Raw genomic sequence first — 23,866 nt, 5'->3', positions numbered from 1 at the left:
AAATTCTGCAACCGACTTTGATAACCTATTTTCAATTTAGGAACGCATTATTTATCGTCCTACTAAAGTATAGCCCTCCGGTGACAATTCAATTGCCGTAACTGTTTCTCCAAAAGTTGCTGCCCACGAATCAAAATGTCCCATTCCCATATTCATTAAAGTATCATACTGGAGGTATCTCATAATGGTGTATAATTCGGTCATACTGTTTGATACGGGTGTTCCCGTTGCAAACGTGATTCCTTTTCCCCCGGTAATCTCATCCATGTACCTGCATTTCATAAACATATCTGAGCTTTTCTGTGCATCAGTCTGTGAAATGCCTGCCACATTCCGCATTTTTGTGTATAAAAAAAGATTTTTGTAATAATGTGACTCGTCTACAAACAGCCTGTCCACACCTAATTGCTCAAAAGTCACTACATCATCCTTTCGTGTCTGGTCATTCAGTTTTTCCAGTTTTGCTTTCAGGGTTTTCTTCGTTTTTTCCATCTGCTTAACCGTATACTGCTGTCCCGCTTCCTCTTTTGCCGCTTCAATGGAATAGGTAATGTCTGCGATCTGGTCTTCCAATAATGCAATCTGTCTTTCTCTGGAAAGAGGGATTTTCTCAAACTGGCTGTGCCCAATAATGACCGCATCATAATCCCCAGTTGCGATTCTGGAACAGAACCGTTTTCTGTTTGCCGGTTCAAAGTCTTTCTTCGTTGCCACCAGAATATTTGCTCCCGGATATAAGCGTAAGAAATCGCTTCCCCACTGTTCCAGCAAATGGTTAGGAACCACATAAAGGCTCTTTTGTGCCAGTCCCAGACGTTTGCTCTCCATACCGGCTGCGATCATCTGGAATGTCTTGCCCGCACCTACGCAATGTGCAAGCAGGGTATTATTTCCATAAAGGATATGTGCCACCGCATTTTTCTGATGCTCCATCAGCTTAATTTCCGGATTCATTCCGACGAACTGGATATGGCTTCCATCATACTCCCTTGGTCTGACACTGTTAAACCGTTCATTATAAATTTTACAGAGCGTTTCCCGTCGGCTCATATCCTTAAAGATCCACTCTTTAAATTCCTCCCGGATCAGTTCCTGCTTCTGTTGTGCCAGGGTGGTTTCTTTCCTGTTCAGTACCCGGTGTTCTCCATCGGCATCATGTATTGTGTCATAAATTTTTGTGTCACGCAGATTCAGTGCGTCCTCCAACAGTCTGTAAGCATTTGCCCTCTGTGTTCCGTAAGTTGCGGTAGAAAGCGGGTTATTGCTGCTGTCCACATTCTTTCCTTTTACGTTCCACTGTCCTGTTACTTCCGCATACTGTACTTTGATACGCTCATAATTGATATGCTGTCGTGGCGTATGGAATGTTTCTGCCATAAACTCTGTAATATATTCTGGAGAAATCCATGTTGCACCAAGCCTTGCTTCAATCTCGGAAGCATCCAGATCTTTTGGCTGTACCCGTTCCAGTGCCTGCACATTGACCATATATTCCGGATGGTTTTCTGCAAAATTCCTTGCAATGTTCAGCTTCTCCCTGACATTCCCGGAAAGATACTCGTCGGATGGCTCCCATTTATCCGTAAGCGGATTCTTGAAGATAACGCCTGTAAGCTCCTCTGTGACCTCTTCTTCTGTTTTCCCGGTAAGCTGCATCATATAAGGAATATCCACTTTTGCCTTTTCCCCGATAGACACCGCCAGTGCCTCACTTGCAGTGTCCACCGACGTTACCGGCTCTGCCCTGCGGATTGTCCTCTTTGTGAATATGTCTGCTTTCCGCTTCAACTCGCCCTTTTCGTCCAGAAATTCAAGGGAAGTCAAAAGGCAATAGCTGCTGTCCATGCTGAACGCTCTTTTATTTGCATTGCTGCTGAGTAGTCCATACTTTGCAGTAAAACTGTCATAAACCCGGTTCAATTCAGCCTGTAAGCTGGCAACCTCTTCATCACTGCATTCTTCCAACTGACGTTCCAGAAGTCTGTTTGTTGCATCCCGGATAGCAACCATGCCTCTGACACGCTCGCCTGTCACAACGGGAAGTTCCATCTTATTCATAACAGAATTTTCCCTGTAATAAATGTCCTCTCCGACAAGTGCAAAGCTGAAGTTCTTAATGCCCGGATCTGCCGGTATGGATACTACCTGTTCTTCCAGTTCTGTATCTGAAATCTCCTGCTCTGTGATGGTTCCCTGAATATGCTGTACCGCTTCTTTTAACTGTTCTGCCAGATCTGCTCCCTCTTTTGCCTTTACCGTCACTTCCTGTTTTCCATACTGGGTACTTTCTGTTGTGAAATCCCCAAGCACCATTTCCGGATGGTCTGCAAAATAGGAATTGACTGTATAGCCTTCTGGTGTAGTTTTTAACTGTACCCAGTCTGGCTCTGTGATCGCAGCCCTGTCCCTTTTCTGGAAAAACAGAATATCCGCAACCACACTGGTATTGGCATTTCTCTGGAAAGCATTGTTCGGTAAGCGGATTGCCCCAAGCAGATCTGCCCGGTTTGCAAAATACTGTCGGACTTCTGGATTCTGCTTATCCATCGTACCGCTTGATGTGACAACTGCCACCACTCCGCCCGGACGCACCATATCTAAGGATTTTGCAATAAAATAATCATGGATCATAAAATGGTATCTGTCATATTTGCGGTCACTGACCTGATATGCCCCAAACGGTACATTTCCGATTACACAGTCAAAAAAGCTGTCCGGATAACTGGTTTCCTCAAATCCCTGTACCGCAATCCTGTTCTTCTGGTAAAGCTGCTTTGCAATCTGCCCGGAAACCGGATCAAGCTCCACACCATACATATTTGCAGCACTCATGCTTTCCGGTAAAAGTCCCATAAAGTTTCCTACTCCGCAGGACGGTTCCAGGATATTTCCCTGTTTCAGTCCCATGTTTCCAAGTGCTTCATACATTGCTTTGATGACTGTCGGAGAAGTATAAAAAGCATTCAGCGTTGATGCCCTTGCAGCACTGTATTCTTCTGGCGTGAGGATTCCTTTTAACTGCGTGTATTCCTCTGCCCAGGCACTGTTTCTTTCCTCAAAAGCCTGTGGAATACCGCCCCATCCAACATATCTTGATAGCACTTCCTGTTCTTCCGGTGTTGCCAATCTCTGATCCTGTTCCAGTTCTTTCAGCAGCCGGATAGCTTCCATATTTGCTTTAAACTTTGCTTTCGGACCGCCAGCACCAAGGTCATCATCTGTAATATGGAAATTATGAGGTTCCTGTTCCTGCACCTGTTCATTTTGCAGATATGGTAAAAATTCCCCCTCATAGCCAAACAGTTCGTTCTCTCCTGGAATATAATTTCGTCCAGTTTCCATACATCGGAAAATATCAGCTTTTGATGAACCACTTGCCTCGTAGAATCCTGCGTAGGAATATAAAATATCATCTTCTCGCTCATAGGTAGTCAAGTGCAATTCTGTATTTCCCCTCGTCTGGTTTACCAGTTCTTTCCCTTCCAGACCTTGTGGAAGAACCCCCACTGCTTTAAAATGATACCCTTGATATTCAAATACATTCTCGTCCCATTCTTCCTGCACAATTACGGATTCCGACTCAGATTCTGATTCTGGTTCTCCTTTTTGTACCTCCTCCACTTCTGCAGCCGATTCTTCCACTTCTGGTTCTTCTGCATTTTCTTCTGGTTCGGAAGCACTCACAATATCAAATAAAGACATCTGGTATCCATTTAAGCCATCTGCCTGATCTGGTACTTTCTGCTCTAGAAAAATCGTGTAACTTCCCTCCACATACTGATGTACTTCCGTCAAAAGCTGTAATTTCTGTTCATAGGTATATCCCACTGCTTCAAAATCCAATGGCAGCATTGCTAGGGCATCATCCATAGCCTGTAACAGTTTCTGCGTCTGCTCCGAATCATTCAGCATAACAGGAAGTTCTTTTCTTGCTTCTTCATTAAAGAAATCCTGTTTAAACGGACGCTCGATTTCTTCCGGAAGTCTTGCATAAAAGCTGATCACTTTCCCTGCAATCATTTCCCTCTCATAGCCTGGCATACGGGAATAATCTGCAGAATGTAAGAACTGCTGGTTATCAATCAGATATCCGATTCTTTTTGCCACTTTTGCCCAGGGAAGCAGTACCGAAGTATCTGGATTTCCATAGTCCCCTCTCTCCAGCTTCAAACCTTTCCCGTCATAATCTGCATGTGAATCATCTGCCCCACATAAGGCATGGCTGCAGCCACCTGTTCCATATCTTTCCTTGATAAAATCTGTTCTTGCTTTATCATCTTCATTCAGGAGATAAAAAGAATAGGTAGAAAGCCTTCCATCCGAATATGGACCTCCACCGGCAAGAAAAGCGTCTATTTCATCCTGAGTAATAAATACCTTATGTTCCTGCCATGCGAATTCATCTCTTGCACTGTATGGAATTACTTCTGCAGCAAATTTCTGAAACTGACCGGATATTCTGATTGGATTATAGGTGCAGAACCGCATAATGCTTTTATCTTCCTCATAAGCCATTGCCAGTCCTTCCAGACGCTCATTCAGATCTGTCAACCACTGCGGATCTGTCAGTTTCTCTTCCAGATAATCTGTTATTTCCGGATAAATGCTGTGAAGATGTGGCAAATCTTCTTCAGCAAAGACAAGTTCTGCTACACCCTCTGCCATATCTGCCTTCATATAGGCAAGTGCCTGTGCATGTTCCTTTACTGCATTTTCCCTTGCAATATCAAGTACGGACTGCGGTGCATATTCCCCTTGTTTCAAGAGCTGATGGATACGGCCACTCACATCCTCCCAGGATAAAAACGCCTTATCCAGAATCTGATCGGTAACTGTATGCCCTACTGCAATCTGCAATCCTGTTTCATCAAACCAGACTGAGTATTCCATTCCATTGATCTCAAAACCTTTTCCACCAGTCCCATACTCTCGTTTCACAAACTCCGTATATTCTTCCGGTGTCTGCTCACTCATAAAATTATAGATAATACGAAGCTGGCTCTTGCTTCGGTTTCCTCCGGTTCTTAAAACCTCATCGACTACTTCACTTGGAATCGCAATCTCCCCGGCATAGAGGGCTGCTATTCTGTTTTCAATTTCCCTTTTCTGTTCATTTACAGACGGAAATTCGGGCAAAAATAAAGCAGAGGCAATTTCTTCCTCTGCTTTACTCAACTGATCTTCACTTGTGTCTTCAATTAGCTGTATACCAATTCCGTCAAGATGCTCTCTTCCGCTGTTGCCGTCAGACTGTTCATATGTGCTGTCCACGCCATCGGATTCTCCTCTTTCGACGGTGCCGGATTCTTCTCCAACAGTTTCTCCATCTGTACTTCCAATCTCTTCTGTGCTGTTTTCTCGATCTCTTCCAGATGGCTGTTCAGTTTCCCGGTCAGTAACAGGCTCTGATACAGGCTGTTCTTGTGTTCTTTCAGAAATGTCCTCCGCAGCATTCCGTATTTCCCGATCTGTACCTCTGTCTCCTGGATTGTCAGGTTCGGAAACAGATAATCTCCTTTGCGATGATATGTCAGTTCCATACTCATTTCCTCCTTGATTTTCCTGTGAATATTCGTTTTCTATGATTCTGTTGTTGTTTTCTTCACTTTCACAAATTAACGTGTTAAATTTATTATAATTCTTTTCTTCCGAATTTTCAATACCCTTTTTCATTTCTTCTAATGAAATACGGTGTACAAATCTTCCAATATCCACTAGCACAGACTCACTGGCCATGCTCGTTGCATTTCCAATAAATGTCAACACTGATAAACTGTTATAGTCTGTGATATGTACGAAGTCCATTTCTTCCTGCCGTTCCAGCGGATCAAGCCCACATCTGGAAGCCAGCGTATAATAAATACTGTCTGTCAACAGACTACGAAATTCACTGCGTATGGTATCTTCTTCCAGTTCCTCCAGGTACGTTCCTTCCGTCACATACGTCAAGCCATCCAGATATTCTTCCAGGTTTTCTTCCACCATGTATTTTGCTGTTGCCATCAGTGCATCAGAAAGACTTCCTGTATCTTTGGCTTCCAGTCCGTAAACCTCTTCTAAATGGTTTAATAATGCCTCCTGTTGTTTCTCCTGCAACTGCCACAGGTAAGGTGTCCTTCCACCTTTTACCTTATGAGTATCCTGAATATCAAATACATATCGGAGTCTTGTTTTCTGCATGGTTTCATCCAAAAGAGCAATTCCCTTTGCTCCTCGGTTTACCCACCGTAGCATTTTTTCATTCCACAATTCCAACGAAGCACAGGCAGTTGCTTTTGGACGCTGTGCGTGGATCAAAAGCTGATCCATAAATGGATACCTGTACAACCTGGCTGCGGTATCCAGATAATTCATCCAGTCCCTTGGTGAACTGCTGATACGGGTTGCATGATATTCCGCAAGTCCACGTATCTCATCTAAATGAGCCATAACCTATTCCTCCTTCTGACTGTGCTTTATTTTTTCTTTTTAGGAAATTCCAGGCTGAATCTGGCTTTTCCATCTTCCACGCCCAGTACCAGATCTGCATCAAACTTGCTGTCCTTTTTCTGGGAATACAAACCTTTCACATGGGTACGCCCCTTTTTCAAAAGTTCCACAGCCATCTTTTTATCCATCGACTTTTTCATGCTTTCCAGAAAACGGTTTGCCTTCCACAATGCAAACGGGCAGTTTCTGTCAGAACAGTAATAATTTGTCTTTCCTTCATATACGTCAGAACCACACACCGGACATTTTCCAAGCACTTCTCTTGCAGTCTGAAAACGCTTTCGTTCTTCTTCCGGAATTGCCCTGCATACGGAAAGAATCTCAGTGATCATGGATACAATCCCATCCATAAATCCATCTTCCTGGATTTTTCCCTTTTCCATCATCAAAAGCTGATTTTCCCATTCTGCTGTCAGACTTGCGGATTTCAGATTCTCAGGCATTACATGGATCAGCTCACAGCCTGCCATCGTAGGAAGAATCTGTTTTCCTTTACGTTCTGCATACCCAGAAGATACCAGCTTCTCAATAATATTGGCTCTGGTTGCCGGTGTCCCAAGTCCCTTTTTCTCTGTTTCAGAATCAAATTCCTTATTTCCCGCTGTTTCCATTGCCGCAAGCAGGGTATCTTCAGTAAACATCTTCGGCGGTGAAGTATAATGGGTACTCTTCTCGGCTTTCACAGAAGCAAGCGTCCTTCCCTCTTCATATCCTTCTGGAAGTTTTTCCTTATTATCCGGTTCGTCAGATTTCTTATCCTTTACACAATATTTCCGAAAAGCTTCTTCCGTTTCTTTGAATCCCAACTGTACAGGCAGCTTTCCTTTCGCAGTAAATTCATGTTCTTTGCACTGTACGGAAATTTCTGTCTGCTCATAAAGATAATCTTCCCCTGTTGCCTGGACAAGCTGCTGTCCGATCAGCATCAGCAGATTTTTCTTTCCACTGGAAAGTCCTCCCATTCCCTTTTCTATTGTTTCTTTCGTCGGTAGGATTGCATGATGATCAGATATCTTTGCATTATTAACCACACGATCTATGTTTCCTCCAGTCTGTCCAGATTCCAGAAACGGAAGAAAATCTGTCATGCCTTTGGCAAGCATTTTTACAGTTTCTTTCATATCCTCGGTTACATACTGACTGTCTGTTCTCGGATATGTAACCATCTTTTCTTCATACAGTTCCTGCAGCATATCCAATGTTTTCTGTGCAGTGTATCCGAAAAATCGGTTTGCTTCCCTCTGCAGACTGGTCAGGTCATAAAGTTTGGGTGGGGAAATCTTTTTCTGTTCTCTTTTCACTCTGGTTACAACAGCTTCTGTTCCATCACAGAGTTTTCTTAATTCTTCCGCTTCTGTTTCAGACTGAATATTTTCTGAAATTACCGCAAGTTTCCCATCTGACAGAGAAACCTTATAATAGGCTTCTTTCTTGAAATGCTCAATTTTCTCTTTTCTTTCTGTCAGCATAGCAAGCGTCGGTGTCTGCACCCTGCCAACTACCAGACGTTTAAAATACCTGGTTGTGTAAGCTCTCGTTGCATTCATTCCGATCAGCCAGTCTGCCTGTGCCCTGCATACCGCAGCATTACAAAGACCTGCATAGTCTCTCCCGTCATTTAAGGACTGAAATCCTTTCTGAATGGCTTCATCTTCCATTGAACTGATCCACAGACGCTTCACTGGTTTCTGACAGCCTGCCAGATCATAAACTCTTTTAAAAATCAGTTCTCCTTCTCTTCCGGCATCACAGCCATTCACCAGATATGCTACATCTGCCCGGTTCATCAGGCTGCATATCACATCAAACTGCTTCTTTTTATCCTCTGATACCTGAACTTTCCATACTTCCGGAATAATCGGTAAATCCTCAAACTGCCATTTTGCATATTTTTCATCATAGATTTCCGGTGGAACATACTCTGCCAGATGCCCCAGACACCAACTAACAATGCAACTGTTCCCCTCCAGATACCCGTCCTTTCTCTGATAAGCAGATAAATTTTTTGCAAGACTCTGTGCCACACTTGGTTTCTCTGCAATCACTAAAAATTTCGCCATATTTTCCTCCTGTTCCTGTCAAAAAGGCAGTCCATAAAGAACTGCCCTTTCTCCATACCTTATGATTTTTCGCTATTTCTGCTGATCTTCTACATTTTCTTCATCTTCATTGATGTAACTGTCATCAGCAAATTCCAGACCTTCCTCTACAATACCATCCTCTTTTTTCTTTCGGAATTTACTTAAAGCAAAAGCAGCTAAACCACCAAATACCAGTACAATGCCTCCGCCCAGGATCGCAGAGCCAAACATTTTATTACCACTGGATTCCGGTTTTACTTCCGTTTCTGGCTGTACGGTAGTTTCTGGTTCTGGTGTTGCAGTTATTTCCGGAAGAACAACTGCAGATTCCTCTTTTTTCTCAGTTTCCTCATTTTCATCTAAGAACTCTGCCAGATCCTGTTCATCTACCAGTGACATCATGTACACATTTTCAGAAGTACCGGAACGATCAATAACCATATAAAAGGTATTTCCATTCTTTGTCTGGACAGTCAGAAACTGCTTGGAGCTGTCATTCTCCTTATCATCCACAAGCTGTCCGTTTCCCGGCGTGGAAAATGGTGTTCCCTCTGTGGCAGGCTGCTCCGCCGGCTGTTCTTCTATCACCTGTTCCGCAGTTTCAGTCTGCTCTGCGTTTTCATTTGCCTGTGCAAATGCGGTCACGCTGGCAGAACCAATCAGCATCGTTGCCGACAGCATAATCATTAAAACTTTTTTCATTACTTTATTCTTCATCTTCCAAATCCTCTCTTTCTTCTATCAGTCCGGTTGACATTTCGCTATCCATATTTTCTTCTTTCTTTATACCCGTTTCAGAATTATCCATAGAAAGATTGCCCTCTTCATCAAACTGCATGGTAACTGTTCCGTTCTGAATTCCATCCAGAAAAGTCAGCATCTTTCGGCTATCCATTTTCATGGAACGGATTGCCTTAATGATTTCTGCATCTTCCATCTGCTTTTTCTGGATTCTCAGTTGCCTTACATGCTCCTGCAGTTCCAGAATCTTGTTTTCAGTTTTCTGAATATCATCCAGAACCTTTTTTAATCGCATATTCATCTCTTGTTCGCTCCCTTCTAGTGAAGTCTGCCAAATGCCATAAAATGTTGCTGCCAGTAAGAACTTGCAATGCTTGTATACTGAATCGGATTTCCACAATGAATCATCATGTTATTTCCTACATAAATTCCAACATGGCTCGCCCCCGGCGTATCATAAGTTCCCTGGAAAAAGATCAGATCGCCCGGCTTTGCATCAGATGGAGATACATAGGAACAATAAGAACGAAGTCCGTCCGCTGTTTCTCTTCCCACATTCCATCCATTTCCGCAGTTATTGATTACCCAACATACAAAACCAGAGCAATCAAAACTGGTAGATGGCGATGCACCGCCCCAGACATACGGATAACCCAGATATTTTTCCGCTTCCTGGATCATCTTGGCAAACTGCGGATCAGAAAGTGCTTCTGCCGGAATATCATATCCAAATCCCGCCCCACCTGTTGGAATTGTGTTAAGATCAAACAGATAATCACGATTTCCATAGTATTTGTTGTAAGCGTCATACTGTTCTTGCTCCTTATCTGTCATACTGTTTCTTAAAACTGCATCCAGGTTATGGTTCGTGAGTGTTACATCCAGCCGGTTCACTTCTCTTGTTGTCGTTACTTCTACTTCCTGACTTCCATTGCTGTCTGCTATGTATGCTTCCCAGGTCTGATGCCCATGTGCTGATGCAGAAGCATGATCGCCATAAAATACATCAAACTGAACACCATACTGTGCAAAATTTCCAGTATCCTCAACTACATACTCCACACCATTCATAATTACATGAGTTCCCATTGGCACAAATGGATTGGAGGCGTCTACTGCAAGCGTGTGATTTGCCTGTGGATAGGCTCCACTTGCTGTCGGGCCTCCACTCCACTGTCCGCAACAGATCGGGCAGTTACAATATCCACTGGTTACAACCTGTCCCAGTGATTCTCCAACTCTGACCGTTTTCTTTTCTGTTACGGTTTCTCGTGTCGAATCCGTATATAAGCCATACTGTTCCTTAAAAATCTCCTGAATCTCATCCGCAACCTCTGCATAAGTAAAACCGCCGTACTTGACTGTCAGATAAGAAATGAGTTGATACGGATTGTGTCCGATCTCATCAATCTGAAACTGGAACTCGTCATAATCGGAATGGTTTGCTTTCATCTGATTGATCTGTTCATTCAGTGCTTTTTCCAAAGCCACATAAGCATTTTCCGCTGCATAAATATCTGCATCCTCGCTGGAATAACTGGTAGAAATAATCGCATTGGAACTGCCCTGGAATAACGCAGCACAGCTTGACAGACTCGTTGCCATCAACGCAAACAGCAGAACCAGAACTCCTATGGACAAGAGGATATTTCTGTTCTGTACCACAAGCTCCTTGACCGCAGCTTTGGCTTTTTCTGTAAATCGCTGTGCATTTACAAGCACTGCATCTTTCACAGCCTTTCCCTGTTTCGCAGCCTGATACTGCTTCTGGTAACGCTTTTTCTGCAATAATTTCTTTAAGGCAGACTGTTTTTTCTGTTCCGTTTCTTTCTGAACCGCCCTTTTTGCTTCATTGGAAGCACTGGTGCCAAACTGCAGGCGGGATTTTTCTGTTTCTTCCAGAACAGATTCTCTTAACCGGTTATTTCTCTGTCGGTTCTCTTTCAATCGTTCCCGAACGTAAACAGACTTTCTTGCAAGACTTTCTCCTGCAAGCTCCATCTGATCTGCCGCATCAAGAGCAGCATTATCATCGGTATCTTCTCTGACCTTTTTCTGACCATAATCAGATACCGTTTCCGAAACGGCGGAAGCTCCCCTTTTTGCCATCCCACTGCCAGGAATCACACCCTTGCTTTCATCTTCAAAGGAAAGCCGGGATTTTGATTTCTTCTGTTCTTTTCGTATTTGTTCCCTTTTTGTCTTGCCTTTGATCTCTTCCCGAAAGTCTTCCATTGATTTTTCATCAACTTCTGCCTTTTCATGGTAGCGTTTCTGCTCTTTTGCTGCATAGGCTGTGACCATCTTTTTCTTTCGGTTCTGCCTGTCCGATTCTGTTATTTCAGAATCATGTTCAAATTTCCGTTCCGGATGCCCCCGGATACTATCTTTCCGAAGTCTGGAACGTGAAACAGGCGGAGATTTCTCCCCGCCTGCTTTATCATCACTCATTTCTGAGTTTTCCATTTCCTCCGCTTCCGCAATTTCTTCCTGTTCCAGAAAAGCGTGTCTGGACTGCAGTCTGTGTTTTCCTTCTTTCACTCCCTCAACTGTTTCTTCTGCAGTATGAGTTTTTCTGACCTTTCCAAAGTCCAGCTCCTGTTCCCTGTGTCCGGCTGTTTTCTTCTCATCTGCCTCACGCCCGGTAATCCGCTTTTCCTTTTTACTGCGGAGATTTTTTTCCCGGAGTCCATCCCGGCTCATCTTCTGGACAGTCTTATCCCTTGCTTTATATTCATGCTCCTGCATGGTCATCATCTCCTGATCTCTGGTAATTTTCCGTTTTATTCCTTTCCGTTATTTTTCTTTGCAACCAATACCATACGTCCATTTTTCTGGGAATACTCACAAGTAGACAGTGTAAGTAACTTATCTCTGTATTTTGCTGTTGTTCCTGTTTGATAAAGTGATTTTTCCTTAACGGAAACAACAAATTTTTTATAATCAGCCACTGTTCCAGCTTTGATAAAACTGTAATAATCAAAATCATTTCCTGTATAAACAGGCGTTGTAAATGCTGCAAATATCTGATACTGTTCATTTCCCCATATCGTGCGGAACAGGATTGTCGGATGTTCTTCGTAAAATCCTTCGTCCTTATATTTCTCAAGGTCAGCAAACATCTTCCCACTGTTCATGTGATGTCCATATATGATCAGATTGTCCGAATCCCCTAGTACACATTCCTCTGCCAGAAATAAACATCCATTTGCAGAATATTCCCCGTTGAAATCCCGATGCAGATAATAATTTTTATCTCCCGGCCGGTACATGACCGGATAGTCTATTCTCGTTCCATCAATGGTCAGCCAGCCAATACAATCCGGATTTTCTTCATGCAATGCCAAAATTCCAGCATCCACCTCTATCAAAGAATCGCCGGAAACATCTTCTTCCGGTTCATCCTCTCTTTTCTGCATTAGCTCCTGCAGTTCCTGCTGTAACTGATTATCCTGTCTTTCCTGCATAAAAAATCCCATTAAAAAATACAGACTGATCGTAAGCAATATAACAGATATAGAAAGTAACAATCCTGCCACCCATTTTCTCATGCTCTGCTGTCACCCCTTTAACTATCGTCTCTGCCTTTGATGCCGAGTTTTTCACGCTTCTCTACATCTTCTGGTTTCGATGACATTAACGCATAAAGCATAAGGGTATTATCGAATCTGTCCTTAAATGGAATAATTGTATTTCCATAAAAAATCAGCCCTTCTCCCTCTCCACTGTTTGTTACATAGGAAAGCTGGTGTGTTGAAATATTAAGCTGTTTTGCCAGAATCTGTCGATCCCCGGATGCCTGGTTGAGCATCAGGATAAAATCTGAGTTTTCAAAGATATTCTCGATTTCCCTTGAAGCAAGCAGATCTTTTACATTCTGCGTGATACCAGTCGGGATACCGCCCCACTTACGGAATCTCTTCCAGATTTCCACACTGTATGCTGCTGTCTGTTCCTCTTTCAGCAACAGATGGAACTCATCAATATAATATCTGGTGGATTTATGAGCAGAACGGTTGACTGTTACCCTGTTCCAAACCTGATCCTGAACGATCAACATGCCAAGTTTTTTAAGCTGTTTACCAAGGTCTTTAATATCGAAACATACCAGACGATTGTTCAACTCTACATTTGTGCGGTGATTAAACACCTTCAGGGAACCATTTACATAGATTTCCAGTGCAGTTGCCAGCCTCTGCGACTCTGCCTCTTCCTGTTTGCGAAGCAGATTATATAAATCTTCCAGGATTGGCATTTTCTCTGGAATCGGATCAGCAAGATAGTCCTGATATACCAGACGTACACATCGGTCAATGATTGTTTTTTCCACTGGTTCCAGACCGTTTTTTCCTCCTACTACCAGTTCACAAAGCGAAAGGATAAAATCTGATTTTAAAGATAGCGGATCATCATCATCCGCATAATTGATGTTAATATCCATTGGATTGATGTAATCGTGACTGGTCGGAGAAATACGGATAACCTGCCCGTTAAATGCCCGGACTAACGGAAAATATTCACCCTCCGGATCACAGATGATAATGTCGTCTTTTGTGATAATAAATACATTGGTAATCTCTCTTTTTGCCGCAAAAGATTTACCAGATCCAGGAGTACCAAGTATCAGACCATTTGGATTTTTCAGCTTTTTCCGGTCTGCCATGATCAGGTTATTAGACAGGGCATTTAATCCATAATAGATAGATTCCCCACCCATAAACAGTTCCTGCGTTGTAAAAGGGACAAAAATAGCTGTTGACGTGGTAGTTAAGGCCCGCTTGATCGGAATCCAGTTTCTTCCCAGCGGCAAGCTGCTCATAAGTCCCTGTTCCTGCTGATAGTCCAGTCTTTTCAACGCACAGTTATATTTCTGTGCAATACCTGCGGTCTGAAATACCACATTTTCCAGCTCCTGTTTATTTTTCGCTGTATTTAAGAACACCACAGTCACAAGGAACATTCTCTCATTCCTTGACTGTAAATCTTCCAGAAGTCTTTTCGCTTCCCCTCCGTATGTGTTCAGATCAGATGGGATAATATCCATATCATATCCGGAACGTACCGCTTTTTTCTGTTCCTCGATTTTCATACGGTTAATGTCCGTAACCTTACTCTTTACCAGCTTGATTGCTTTCATCTGGTCAATGGACTGGATATGCAGATTCACAAGCAGATTACAGTCCATTTCCAGAAATTCGGCAAGCATTTTATCCGTCAGCTCTGGTGCCAGTATCTGCAGATAGGATACTGCTCCGATGGTATCTCCCATCTGAAAATCCTTTCCATTTTTGAACAGGAAACTGGATGGTGCAATATAATCCTTTGTATTCAACCCGGTACGCAGCATATCATCATAGCTGAACTTGAATGGCACTTTGACATTCTGGTTGAATGTTTCATACATGATCTGCAAACGCTCCGCACCATTTAATGGATACGCAGATACCCCGAAAGCCTTAAAATTATTGAGTATATCTGTTTCGATACGTTCCAGTTTTGGTTTTGCTTCCCGGATATTGTCAGCTTCAATTCCAAATGTAATATACTTGGTTCTGACAAGACCATTATTTCCTTTTGCCAACTGATTTCTGAGCATCTGGGCAAACTCCATACGCAGATCATCAAAGCTGTCATTCTGCTTTTTAATACGGATCACGTCTTCATATTCCGTCATGTTGCTGTGATGATTGATAAAAGACAACTGAAAATGGATGGTGCTGTCAAAATAATTCAGGAAATCACACCAGTTCTCAAAAATCGCATTTTTATCCTCATTCTGTGCCAACTGATAGTTGATGTCATAAAAACGAATCGTTTTTGAATAATACCCATCCTCCACACGACAGATTCCGTCTTTTCCCATTTCCCTGTATGGAATGGACTGCTGTGCGGTAATGTTTTTCCCTTTATTTCTATTGTCTTTATTTGTACTGGATATTTTCTTTACAGTACCTTTCTTTCCGCTGGATTTTACAGAACCCGGCGACTTTGTCTTTTTTTTATGCTTTTCTTCTTTCTTTGCCTGTTTCTGTGCCGCCTTTTCTTCACGAACAGCCTGTTTTGCCGCCTGCTTCGCAAGTTTTCTTTCTTCTTTTTCGTGTGCCTTATGTAATTTCAGTTCATATTTCTGGGCTTTTTCCCAGGCACGTTTTTCCCGTCTGCTTAATTTACGTCTTGGTCTGCGGACACCTCGGTGTCGCTCCAGTGCTTCATACCCAGTAACCATCGGTACTCCCGTCAAACGCTGTCTGTCCTTTGCATAATCTTCTGCCTCGTCCGGATCAAACACTGGTAAACCATCAGCAGAATCCTCTTCATCCAGCCACCAGTCATCCGGATGGGAAAATTCTTCTGTCTGCTCTGGAAGATTCTTATCGTTTCTTACTTTTTCCACGAACGGTACCTCCTTTCGCTTTTATCAAAATTTTCTTTTTTTCATAGAGGTTTTCCACCTCATATTTCCGTACCGGGGGACGGATAAATTTTACTGTAATCACGTTTTTGAGGACTTTCTCTAAAGGAAGTCCATCTTTCTCATACATTGCAAATAAAAAAGCCGGAAGCATCAACAGACACATTCCGGTTGCCGCATTACTCGAACCAATCAATCCCCTTGACAGGAAATAAAACGGAAGCCCTACTGCCGCTGCAATACCAAAGCAGATAAGCTGTCGTTTTGTAAGGTTGAGAATAATTTTATTTTTCACTTTTGTCAAATCTTTTGGTACTGATACAAAAGCCATTTTCATCGTCTCCTTTTCCACATTTAGTGTGCATTAAAAATACTCTTCGAGAAATTAGCTGTTTTCATAAGACTGAAACACAGTATCACCGTATATGCCATTACACTGAGCAGTGCCGTATGCACATTGTCTGATACCTGTATGTTTGCAACCAGCACAGAATAAATGCCCACGCACACCATGATAAAAAATCCCTGGAATGCCAGTGCGAACAATCCTCTTAAATAATTGCTGCCAATCTGTCCCCATTCCCGGTTGCTCATAGTGGCAAATGGAATTGCACCGATTGACGAATACAGATAAATTTCTATCATACGGCCATATAAAATGACCGTTATAAAAACGGATATAACCTTTAAGCACAGGCTCGCCAGAAGCGTTTCCAGTGCCAGTATAATCAGCTCCCCTACTTCCATTGATTCCATTGCAGTCTCCATCGAGGTGACTACTGAATCAATGTTAATTGCCGTCTGCTGGTTGATAACACCTGCCGCCCGGTTCACTACATTCTGCCCGACATCAAAAATTGCCATTGTGATCGTAAAAGCATTGCTCACGAACCAGACTGCTACCCACATCTTGAAAAAATATTTAAAAAACATCCATGTATCTATGTCATGCATGTTGTTCTTTTCGGTGAGCATGGAAATCAGCTCATAGCACAACACAAAGGTTATGATCATTCCGGCAATCGGTACGATCACAGAATCCGACAGATTTTGGATCAGACTAAAAATACTGCCACTCCAGCCCTGGGGCGTTTGCCCAACCTGACTTGCAATATCACCGGTTTTTTCATTCACATCGGTAAACATGTTCGTCAGGTTTGAGCTGACCATGCCTGTAAGGAGGTTACGCATCCATTCTTCTATGGACTCAAAAATCTTATCCATGCGTGTTCTCCTTTCTTACTGCCCCGGCTAAAACAAATTCGCCAGTAATGGTACAAGCTGTGTACCGATCAGAACGACACCTCCACCTGCCATAAGCTGTTTTATCCCCAATTAGGTGTAAAACTCTGCTCGATGGCGGGCGGCGGCGTACAAAAAATCTATATGGTATTTTTTAAGAGAACCGTCCCGGCGGGACAGGTCAGGCAGTGACCTGTTCCACCTCCGGGATGGGTTTGAGATTAAAATGAATTTCGATAGAAATGTGTCTTGTTTTATCTTCGTCAATGCGCTCATGCACGACGATTTCTTTGATTAAGCGGTTGAGGGTGGCTGCGTCCAGCTCTGTGATGTTGGCGTATTCCTGAATGGCTTCCACCCATTGTTTTGCGTCATTGGCAAGCTGGACCTCATCGGACAGCCGCTTCCTGCCCTCGGACACTTTTGTTTTAAGCTCCGTCTGCTCGGTCTGTGTCTTTTCCAGCATGGTGTTGAAATTCTGCTCACTGATACGCCCTGCAATCATATCCTCATAAAGCCGCATGACCATTTTGTCCAGAACCTCAATCCGTTCCTCGTCCCTTGTAAGGGAGCGTTCCATTGCTTCCCGCTGTTCCCGCTGCTTGGCTTCACAGGTATTGGTCAGGCGGTCGGCAACCGCTTTCCCGTCCATCAGGGCAGCTCTGGCACATTCCCGGATTTTCCGCAGCACATGGCTGTAAAGGGTGTCATAGTCAATCCGGTGCTGGGTGCAGTGATTCTTTCCAAAGGCATTGTAGGTCTTGCAGGAATAAATCTGCTGGGGATGTTTTGCGTTTGTGTAGCGTATCGTCAGCGACTTCCCACACTCGCCGCATTTTATCAGTCCGGCAAACAGGCTGATTTCATTGGTCTGCCCCGGACGCTGGCGGGATTTCAGCTTATTCTGCACAATGTCAAAGCTCATGCGGTCAATCAGCGGTTCATGCTGCCCCTCCACCACAATCCAGTCCTCCGGCTTCTTTTCCCCAATCGTGCCGATTTTGAAGCGGTAGTCCTTTTTCTGGGAAGCAATCGCCCCGGTATAGACGGGATTCATCAAAAGGTCTTTGATAACGGAGAAGTCCCACATATACCGCCCGTTTTCCGGGTCTTTCTTTTCCCATTTGGTGCGGGTATTGCGAAGCCCCCGTTCCCGGTTCCACCATGTGGGGCAGGGGATTTTTTCTTCCTCCAGCCGTCTGCGGATATAGTTGGGACCATGACCGTTTAAGGCATACCCGAAAATCAGCCGCACAATCGGGGCGGTTTCCTCGTCAATGAGCAGATGGTTCTTGTCCTCCGGGTCTTTCCGATACCCAAAGGGGGCAAGACACCCGGTAAACTGTCCTTTCTGCGCTTTCAGAAGATAAGAGGAATGGACTTTCTTGGAAATATCCTTGCTGTACATCTCGTTCAGGATATTCTTGAACGGGGCAATGTCGTTGTTATCCCGTAAGGTGTCGATACCGTCATTCATGGCGATATAGCGCACCCCGTTTCTTGGGAAAAAGTCCTCAATCAAATGCCCGGTTTGCAGATAGTTACGCCCCAGTCGGCTGAGGTCTTTCGTGATAACAAGGTTGATTTGCCTGCGCTCAATGGATCTCAACATTCTCTGTAAATCAGGACGCTCCATATTAAGACCTGTGAAGCCATCGTCCTGATAGACTGCCACAACCTCCCATCCCTGCTTTTCGCAGTATTTTTCCAGCATATCACGCTGGTTTGCGATACTGGCACTTTCGCCTTGCAGGTCATCGTCCTTTGACAGTCTGCAATAGACCGCTGCACGATAGCCCCCGGCAAGTGCCGAACCGATTGTTCTGTATTCCATTTCGTTCATCATAGCCATTTACCCACACAATCCAGACGGTATCCGGCTCTTTTGAACCTCATCTTCATTATACTTCAATTCTTTCTTTTTAGCAAGATATTCTTTTGTATTTGTCTTGCCGTATTTCTGGGAAATCAGGCTGACGAACACATCGGTGGCGTCCAGCTCCCCGTCAAATACAGTGGTCACATGAATCTCTGTTTTGTTTTTTGCCATAGGCAGTTATCCTCCATACATGAAAATAGCCAGACAGAGGGTGTCGGCAACGAAGTCCGGCAACGGGCTTCAAAAGACCTTGCAAACAATCTCAATCTGGCGGTGGTTACTATTTATACTTTTCTTTTATTTTTCTGTTGTTTTGGTTGTCATAGGGGAGAAAAGCCCGCAGTTATGGGTTTTTCCCCGGCAACCGGCTCGGCAACGGGATAGCAACGAAGTCGGCAACGGGCTGTCATTTTCAGAATGGAAGCTCCATCTGCTCCGTGACCTCCACAAAACCGTCCATAGATTTTTCGGGCGGGTTGTCGGTGTCCGTTGCCGGGATTTCACGCTCCCAGCCCTTTTGTCTGCCATATTCCGCAAACATTCTTGGATTGGAAAAGTAGTTCCACCCGGTAATGCACTGGTTCATTATCTCGTTGATTTCCCGGATTTCCCATTGCTTCGGCTCGTCAAAGGTGTGATTTAAGGCTTCCTTGTAGAGCTGCTTGGAACAGACCGTTTCCCCGGTGTACTTATCAAGGTAAGCCTGTATCATCCCGGCTTTGGTGTCCTCCGGCATAAAATCCCGCTGGTGTTCTTTGAGATACCGCTGCATGGCTGGGCTGAATGACAGCTTGTACCTGCCGCTTCGGTAAATCTCCATTGCTTCCGCCCACATCTGGCTGATATAGGCTCTGGAAGCGGCTTCGTCCTCCAAAATGTGAACCTCGGCTTGCTCCGGGTACACCATGACCGGGATAAATCGGCGGTTGCCGGAACGGTCAAGGGGGAGAAAGTCAAGGGCGTTGGAAGTACCGCCGAACACGCACTGACGGGGACGGTCTGCCGGGTGGGTTTCATAGGGTATCTTATAAACCTCTTTCTGTCGGCTTAGAAAAGACTTGATTTCCTCAATGCTCTTGGCATTGGCGGTTGCCATCATTTCCGACATTTCAATTATCCAGTGACCTTGCAGCTTGCGGTACACGTTATCATCGTCCAGCTTCCGCAAATCATCGGAAAACCACTCGTCCCGGACTGCCAGCAGACGGAAGAAGGTGGACTTGCCAGCCCCCTGACCGCCTACCAGACACAGCATGATTTCAAACTTGCTTCCGGGCTTAAATGCCCTTGTAATCGCCCCCAAAAGAAACAGCTTTAGGGCTTCATAGGTGTAATCGTCCACATCCGCCCCCAGAAAGTGCCGCAGACAGAAGCGGATGCGCTCCGTCCCGTCCCATGCAAGGCTGTTCAGAAAATCCCGGATGGGGTGGTACTTATTCTCATTCGCCACAATCCCGATGGCGGTTTCAATCTTTTTCTCACTGGTCAGCCCGTAGGTTTCCTCCAGATAGAGAAGCAGATACTTCATGTCTGTATCGGTCAGGGCTGTGCTTTCTCTGTGAAAACCGATGGGCTTTATGATGTCCTTTCGGTCGGTCAGGATGTTATAGGCGATTGCCCCGGCAAGCACCGGGTCACGCTGGAATACGGTCAGGCAGTTCCGTATGCTCTGGCGGACACCGCCTTTCTCGGTGGTTTCCAGAGTTGCCTTTACTTCCTCAACGCTCTGGGGCGGCTGCATGGCGTTCATGGTGTTTTTTAGTTCTTGCTGCGTCTGCGGCGGCAAGCTCTGCCATTCGCTGTTCAAGCTGTATCACATCCTTTCCATGTTCCGTAATCAGTGAAGCGATTTCCTCCGTATCCCCAAACAGCAGCACATCCAGCAGATATTCCACATGGGCTTGCTTCTGCAAGGCTTCCACGAACCGGGGATGAAACGCTTCCTCCGGGGAGTGCGGGGCATAGTCGGTTTTCCATACCCGTAAGAGGTGTAGATAATCGGCAAGGACACGGAAGCAATGTGCCTTTGCTTCCCGGAACTGTTCTTCCGGGGATTTCTGCCGGGGCTTGGGCTTCCTTGCCCTGCCCGGTGGCTTCCAGTCCTCATAGGCAAGCCCGAAGTCACTCGCCAACTGTGCGGCGGCTTCCTTTTTCCCCAGCCCGTACAGGGCAGCTACAAAATCAATCACATCCCCATCTGCACCACATCCGAAGCAGTGGAAACGCTTGTCCAGCTTCATGCTGGGGGTCTTATCGTTGTGGAACGGGCAGCAAGCCATCCCGTTTCTGTTTACCCGGATTCCGTAATGCTCCGCAGCCTGTCTTGTCGTAACGGACTGCTTCACAGCTTCAAATACATTCAAATCAATTCCTCCTTGTAAAAAAGAAAAGGCACTTATCATTCTCAATCTGAAAATGGCAAGTGCCTGTTAAAGTTCCATATCCTGTTGTTTGTGTTTCGTCTGCGCCGGGGCGTTTTTCTGTGCTCTCTTCTCGTCAGCCTTATCCTGCAAGACTTCTTTGAGGGGCTGCTTCTTGGGCGGCTCTTTGCTTTCCTCTGTGCCGGGTGTGGCTTTCCGTACCCAGTAGCGGATGTCCCACAGCTTCTTCAAATCTTCCTGCACCTCGGTCAACGGTACTTTCAAGTCTGCGATTTCGTCCACAAGCTTCGCCTGTTCCTGCAAAAGCTCCTTTTTCGTGCTGTCCTTATCGTCCGGGTGCTTGGCAAGGTAGGCACTGGCTTTCTCAAACCGGGCAACCTCCGGGTGTTCCAGCTTGAATTTTTCCTTAGTTTTCTTGAAAAATATCTTCTGGTATTTCTCATAAACGGGCTTACATTCCTTACAGTCCGTCCGGGCGGCAAGGATAGCGTCAATCACGTTGCTGCGGGTTTCCTTTGGCTTCATCTGCTTTCGGTAGTCGGCGGCAGATTTCCCGGACGTTTCTATAAAGTTTTCCAAATCCTCCACGGTGGAAAGTCCCTTTCTCTGGAGATAGGACAGGGCTTCGCTGACTGCCTTTAAGTCTTTGGAAGTCCCCCGGCTTTGTCCCGCCCGTGTCCAGCTGCTCCGTTCTGCCTTTCGTATCTCCATATACTTCATCAGCAGATTGGGAAGAAAGACCGCTTCCTCCGCAGCTTTTTGGGCAAGCAGTTCATTCCGCTTTTCGCTAAGCTCCGCAATCCAGCCTTTGAGATTTTTAATAAGCTGCCGGATGGACTTCATCAAACTATTGGCGGCTTTGATTTCTCGGTTCAGGTTGCCGATGTTCGTCTGAATCCCACGCTTTTCCATCTGCCGGACAGCAGCCCCTTCATGGACGGTAGGGATAATATCAAGCCCCTGTCTTTCGTAAGAACGGAGATCTACTCGTTCCGGGCGGTTGTTGGCTTCCAGATAGCGGTTTTGGATGACCTCCCATTCATGCCGCCAGATTTCGCCATATTTGCGGTCGTTCCAGTCAACCGTATCTTCCTTGTGGCTTTTCCACCTGCCGGACGGGAGCTTGATTCGTTCCCCGTTCTTATCAAGTTCATAGACCTTGCGGCTCTTGGGAAGCCATTTCCCACGCTCATCCATTGCCCGCATGGTCAGCATGACATGGGCGTGTGGGTTTCCGTCCCCTTTGTCATGGATGGCAAAATCCACGCACATTCCTTTGGAAACAAACTGCTGGCGGCAGAAATCCCGTACAAGGGCGGCGTACTGGTCGGGCGGTATCTCTCTGGGAATGGAAAGCACCCACCGCCTTGCAAGCTGGGAGTTCCATTGCTTCTCAACAGCTTCGGCAGCGTTCCAGAGGGTGTTGCGGTCTGTGTACTCCAGGGGAGCGTTTGCCGGGAGCAGGATTTCATTGTGGACGATACCACGCTTTTCCGGGTAGTGTTTTACTTCCTGGTCATATTCACAGAACAGCTTTTCGCCGCTCTGGTAAGCAGCGGCGGCAACCGCAGACTGGCGGTGGCTGCGCTGCACAATAGAGATTTCGTTGTGTGGACAGGGCATTTTGTGTTCCTCCTTTCCGTTTTTGGACATAGAAAAAGCAGGATACCTTTTCAGATTTCCTGCTTGTTGTGCCGCTGGGGGCGGCGGGTATTTAGTAATACATTTACATAGTTTTGTGCAAGTACCAAAGTCGCACAATAAATACAATTTGTCCAATAGCATAAGCCCCAATAATAGTGAAACATGGGACTACTGTCATATATCCGGTGAAAATCAAAGCAAAAATAGAAACAGCAATCGTAACATTCATTACCTTGAAGCCACTTGCCATAGCAGCATTACTAAGCGAAATATTTCTCTCGTCATTTTCCTCTATTTCCATTTCTTTGGTTTTCTTAACGAACAAGTCGCACACACCAGATACAATCAGCAAAATTCCAATGAGAGATGTACCTACTACTATTAAGTCGGGACGTGGCACAGGTATTATTTCATGTACTCCCAAACCGTATGTTAGCAATCCTCCCAGTAGAATAATCATTCCTGTAACTGTCATTAAAATCAACAACCTTTTTTTCATAATCAATCCTCCTCGTAAATAAAAATTTCTTCAATACTCATGTTGAAATATCTGGCAATCTTAAATGCCAACTGAATAGATGGGTTATAGCGTCCGTTTTCCAAAGAGCCGATGGTCTGTCGTGATACTTCCAATGCATTTGCTAAATCTTCTTGCTTTATGCCTCGTTGCTTTCGTAATTCTTCCAGGCGATTTTTCATGTCATCCTCCTCTCTTATGGAAAGTTAACTTTCCATGCTTCCATTATATCACATAGTTCTTTTATGTCAAGTTAGCTTTCCATTTGCATTATATTTTATGAAACTTATCGGCTGGGAACAGCTTGCAACGCAAGGTGTCCCCAGATGGCAAGTCCACAAAAGGGTAGCTGGCGGCAGCCAGCGCAGGGGAAGCGTAGCGTCCCCTGTATGATTTGGAGCAGACCTTGACTGCGGAAAATCACAGCCCTCCGGCAAGGAGCCTTCGGAGAACGCAATGCACCAACCTCTGGGTGGTGTA

At 44.9% G+C, this 23,866-nt stretch carries 16 protein-coding genes and 1 pseudogene; all 17 read right to left on the bottom strand.

The features are described 5' to 3' along the window. Positions 1 to 51: 51 nt before the first annotated feature. Positions 52 to 6,429, bottom strand: coding sequence for an N-6 DNA methylase (locus DW915_RS16535; RefSeq protein WP_118741650.1), 6,378 nt, complete (start codon positions 6,427 to 6,429; stop codon positions 52 to 54). Between the two features lie 26 nt (positions 6,430 to 6,455). Beyond that, complete coding sequence (locus DW915_RS04200) at positions 6,456 to 8,549, bottom strand: type IA DNA topoisomerase (RefSeq protein ID WP_118741649.1); 2,094 nt, start codon at positions 8,547 to 8,549, stop codon at positions 6,456 to 6,458. 72 nt (positions 8,550 to 8,621) lie between these two features. Next, entirely contained in the window at positions 8,622 to 9,287 is a 666-nt protein-coding gene (locus DW915_RS04195; RefSeq protein WP_118741648.1) for a CD1107 family mobile element protein, read from the bottom strand. Then, positions 9,277 to 9,612 carry a DUF4315 family protein gene (locus tag DW915_RS04190; RefSeq protein ID WP_005421645.1) on the bottom strand — a complete coding sequence of 112 codons (336 nt, stop codon included), beginning with the start codon at positions 9,610 to 9,612 and terminating at the stop codon, positions 9,277 to 9,279. The genes DW915_RS04195 and DW915_RS04190 overlap by 11 nt, the downstream gene beginning before the upstream one ends. A 17-nt stretch (positions 9,613 to 9,629) precedes the next feature. Next, a complete protein-coding gene (locus tag DW915_RS04185) occupies positions 9,630 to 12,059 on the bottom strand; it encodes a CD1108 family mobile element protein (RefSeq protein WP_117844675.1) in 2,430 nt (809 codons plus the stop codon). Between the two features lie 35 nt (positions 12,060 to 12,094). After that, the gene (gene srtB, locus DW915_RS04180; RefSeq protein WP_118741647.1) at positions 12,095 to 12,862 is read right to left on the bottom strand and encodes a class B sortase; all 768 of its coding nucleotides are present in this window, start codon (positions 12,860 to 12,862) and stop codon (positions 12,095 to 12,097) included. Between the two features lie 17 nt (positions 12,863 to 12,879). After that, positions 12,880 to 15,537 carry a VirB4-like conjugal transfer ATPase, CD1110 family gene (locus DW915_RS04175; RefSeq protein ID WP_442857843.1) on the bottom strand — a complete coding sequence of 886 codons (2,658 nt, stop codon included), beginning with the start codon at positions 15,535 to 15,537 and terminating at the stop codon, positions 12,880 to 12,882. A gap of 145 nt (positions 15,538 to 15,682) precedes the next feature. Beyond that, positions 15,683 to 16,054, bottom strand: coding sequence for a PrgI family protein (locus tag DW915_RS04170; protein ID WP_117844681.1), 372 nt, complete (start codon positions 16,052 to 16,054; stop codon positions 15,683 to 15,685). Positions 16,055 to 16,077: 23 nt separating this feature from the next. Continuing rightward, positions 16,078 to 16,947, bottom strand: a complete 870-nt coding sequence (locus DW915_RS04165) for a VirB6/TrbL-like conjugal transfer protein, CD1112 family (protein ID WP_015543459.1) — start codon at positions 16,945 to 16,947, stop codon at positions 16,078 to 16,080. A gap of 27 nt (positions 16,948 to 16,974) precedes the next feature. Further along, positions 16,975 to 17,055: pseudogene (locus tag DW915_RS04160) on the bottom strand (Maff2 family mobile element protein); the annotation flags it as partial. A gap of 91 nt (positions 17,056 to 17,146) precedes the next feature. Beyond that, a complete protein-coding gene (locus tag DW915_RS04155; RefSeq protein ID WP_118741645.1) occupies positions 17,147 to 18,817 on the bottom strand; it encodes a recombinase family protein in 1,671 nt (556 codons plus the stop codon). Further along, the gene (locus DW915_RS04150) at positions 18,818 to 19,015 is read right to left on the bottom strand and encodes a hypothetical protein (protein WP_002595102.1); all 198 of its coding nucleotides are present in this window, start codon (positions 19,013 to 19,015) and stop codon (positions 18,818 to 18,820) included. A gap of 241 nt (positions 19,016 to 19,256) precedes the next feature. Beyond that, positions 19,257 to 20,594, bottom strand: coding sequence for a virulence-associated E family protein (locus DW915_RS04140; protein ID WP_007047420.1), 1,338 nt, complete (start codon positions 20,592 to 20,594; stop codon positions 19,257 to 19,259). Further along, complete coding sequence (locus DW915_RS04135; protein WP_002595104.1) at positions 20,563 to 21,207, bottom strand: CHC2 zinc finger domain-containing protein; 645 nt, start codon at positions 21,205 to 21,207, stop codon at positions 20,563 to 20,565. The genes DW915_RS04140 and DW915_RS04135 overlap by 32 nt, the downstream gene beginning before the upstream one ends. A 66-nt stretch (positions 21,208 to 21,273) precedes the next feature. Then, complete coding sequence (gene mobQ, locus DW915_RS04130) at positions 21,274 to 22,848, bottom strand: MobQ family relaxase (protein WP_002595105.1); 1,575 nt, start codon at positions 22,846 to 22,848, stop codon at positions 21,274 to 21,276. A gap of 103 nt (positions 22,849 to 22,951) precedes the next feature. Next, positions 22,952 to 23,368, bottom strand: coding sequence for a hypothetical protein (locus tag DW915_RS04125; protein WP_002595106.1), 417 nt, complete (start codon positions 23,366 to 23,368; stop codon positions 22,952 to 22,954). 2 nt (positions 23,369 to 23,370) lie between these two features. Further along, the gene (locus DW915_RS04120) at positions 23,371 to 23,568 is read right to left on the bottom strand and encodes a helix-turn-helix transcriptional regulator (RefSeq protein ID WP_002595107.1); all 198 of its coding nucleotides are present in this window, start codon (positions 23,566 to 23,568) and stop codon (positions 23,371 to 23,373) included. Positions 23,569 to 23,866 lie beyond the last annotated feature (298 nt).

The sequence above is a fragment of the Blautia sp. AM42-2 genome, assembly GCF_003480245.1.
Classification (GTDB): domain Bacteria; phylum Bacillota; class Clostridia; order Lachnospirales; family Lachnospiraceae; genus Fusicatenibacter; species Fusicatenibacter saccharivorans.
This window is presented reverse-complemented; position numbering and strand designations above follow the sequence as displayed.

Coding starts and splice junctions, on each gene's coding strand:
- DW915_RS04120 (WP_002595107.1), bottom strand. CDS start 23,568: ATGAAAAATCGCCTGGAAGAATTACGAAAGCAACGAGGCATAAAGCAA.
- DW915_RS04200 (WP_118741649.1), bottom strand. CDS start 8,549: ATGGCGAAATTTTTAGTGATTGCAGAGAAACCAAGTGTGGCACAGAGT.
- DW915_RS04175 (WP_442857843.1), bottom strand. CDS start 15,537: ATGGTTACTGGGTATGAAGCACTGGAGCGACACCGAGGTGTCCGCAGA.
- DW915_RS04155 (WP_118741645.1), bottom strand. CDS start 18,817: ATGGCTATGATGAACGAAATGGAATACAGAACAATCGGTTCGGCACTT.
- mobQ (WP_002595105.1), bottom strand. CDS start 22,848: ATGCCCTGTCCACACAACGAAATCTCTATTGTGCAGCGCAGCCACCGC.
- DW915_RS04195 (WP_118741648.1), bottom strand. CDS start 9,287: ATGAAGAATAAAGTAATGAAAAAAGTTTTAATGATTATGCTGTCGGCA.
- DW915_RS04150 (WP_002595102.1), bottom strand. CDS start 19,015: ATGGCAAAAAACAAAACAGAGATTCATGTGACCACTGTATTTGACGGG.
- DW915_RS04140 (WP_007047420.1), bottom strand. CDS start 20,594: ATGAACGCCATGCAGCCGCCCCAGAGCGTTGAGGAAGTAAAGGCAACT.
- DW915_RS16535 (WP_118741650.1), bottom strand. CDS start 6,429: ATGGCTCATTTAGATGAGATACGTGGACTTGCGGAATATCATGCAACC.
- DW915_RS04165 (WP_015543459.1), bottom strand. CDS start 16,947: ATGGATAAGATTTTTGAGTCCATAGAAGAATGGATGCGTAACCTCCTT.
- srtB (WP_118741647.1), bottom strand. CDS start 12,862: ATGAGAAAATGGGTGGCAGGATTGTTACTTTCTATATCTGTTATATTG.
- DW915_RS04170 (WP_117844681.1), bottom strand. CDS start 16,054: ATGGCTTTTGTATCAGTACCAAAAGATTTGACAAAAGTGAAAAATAAA.
- DW915_RS04125 (WP_002595106.1), bottom strand. CDS start 23,368: ATGAAAAAAAGGTTGTTGATTTTAATGACAGTTACAGGAATGATTATT.
- DW915_RS04185 (WP_117844675.1), bottom strand. CDS start 12,059: ATGCAGGAGCATGAATATAAAGCAAGGGATAAGACTGTCCAGAAGATG.
- DW915_RS04190 (WP_005421645.1), bottom strand. CDS start 9,612: ATGAATATGCGATTAAAAAAGGTTCTGGATGATATTCAGAAAACTGAA.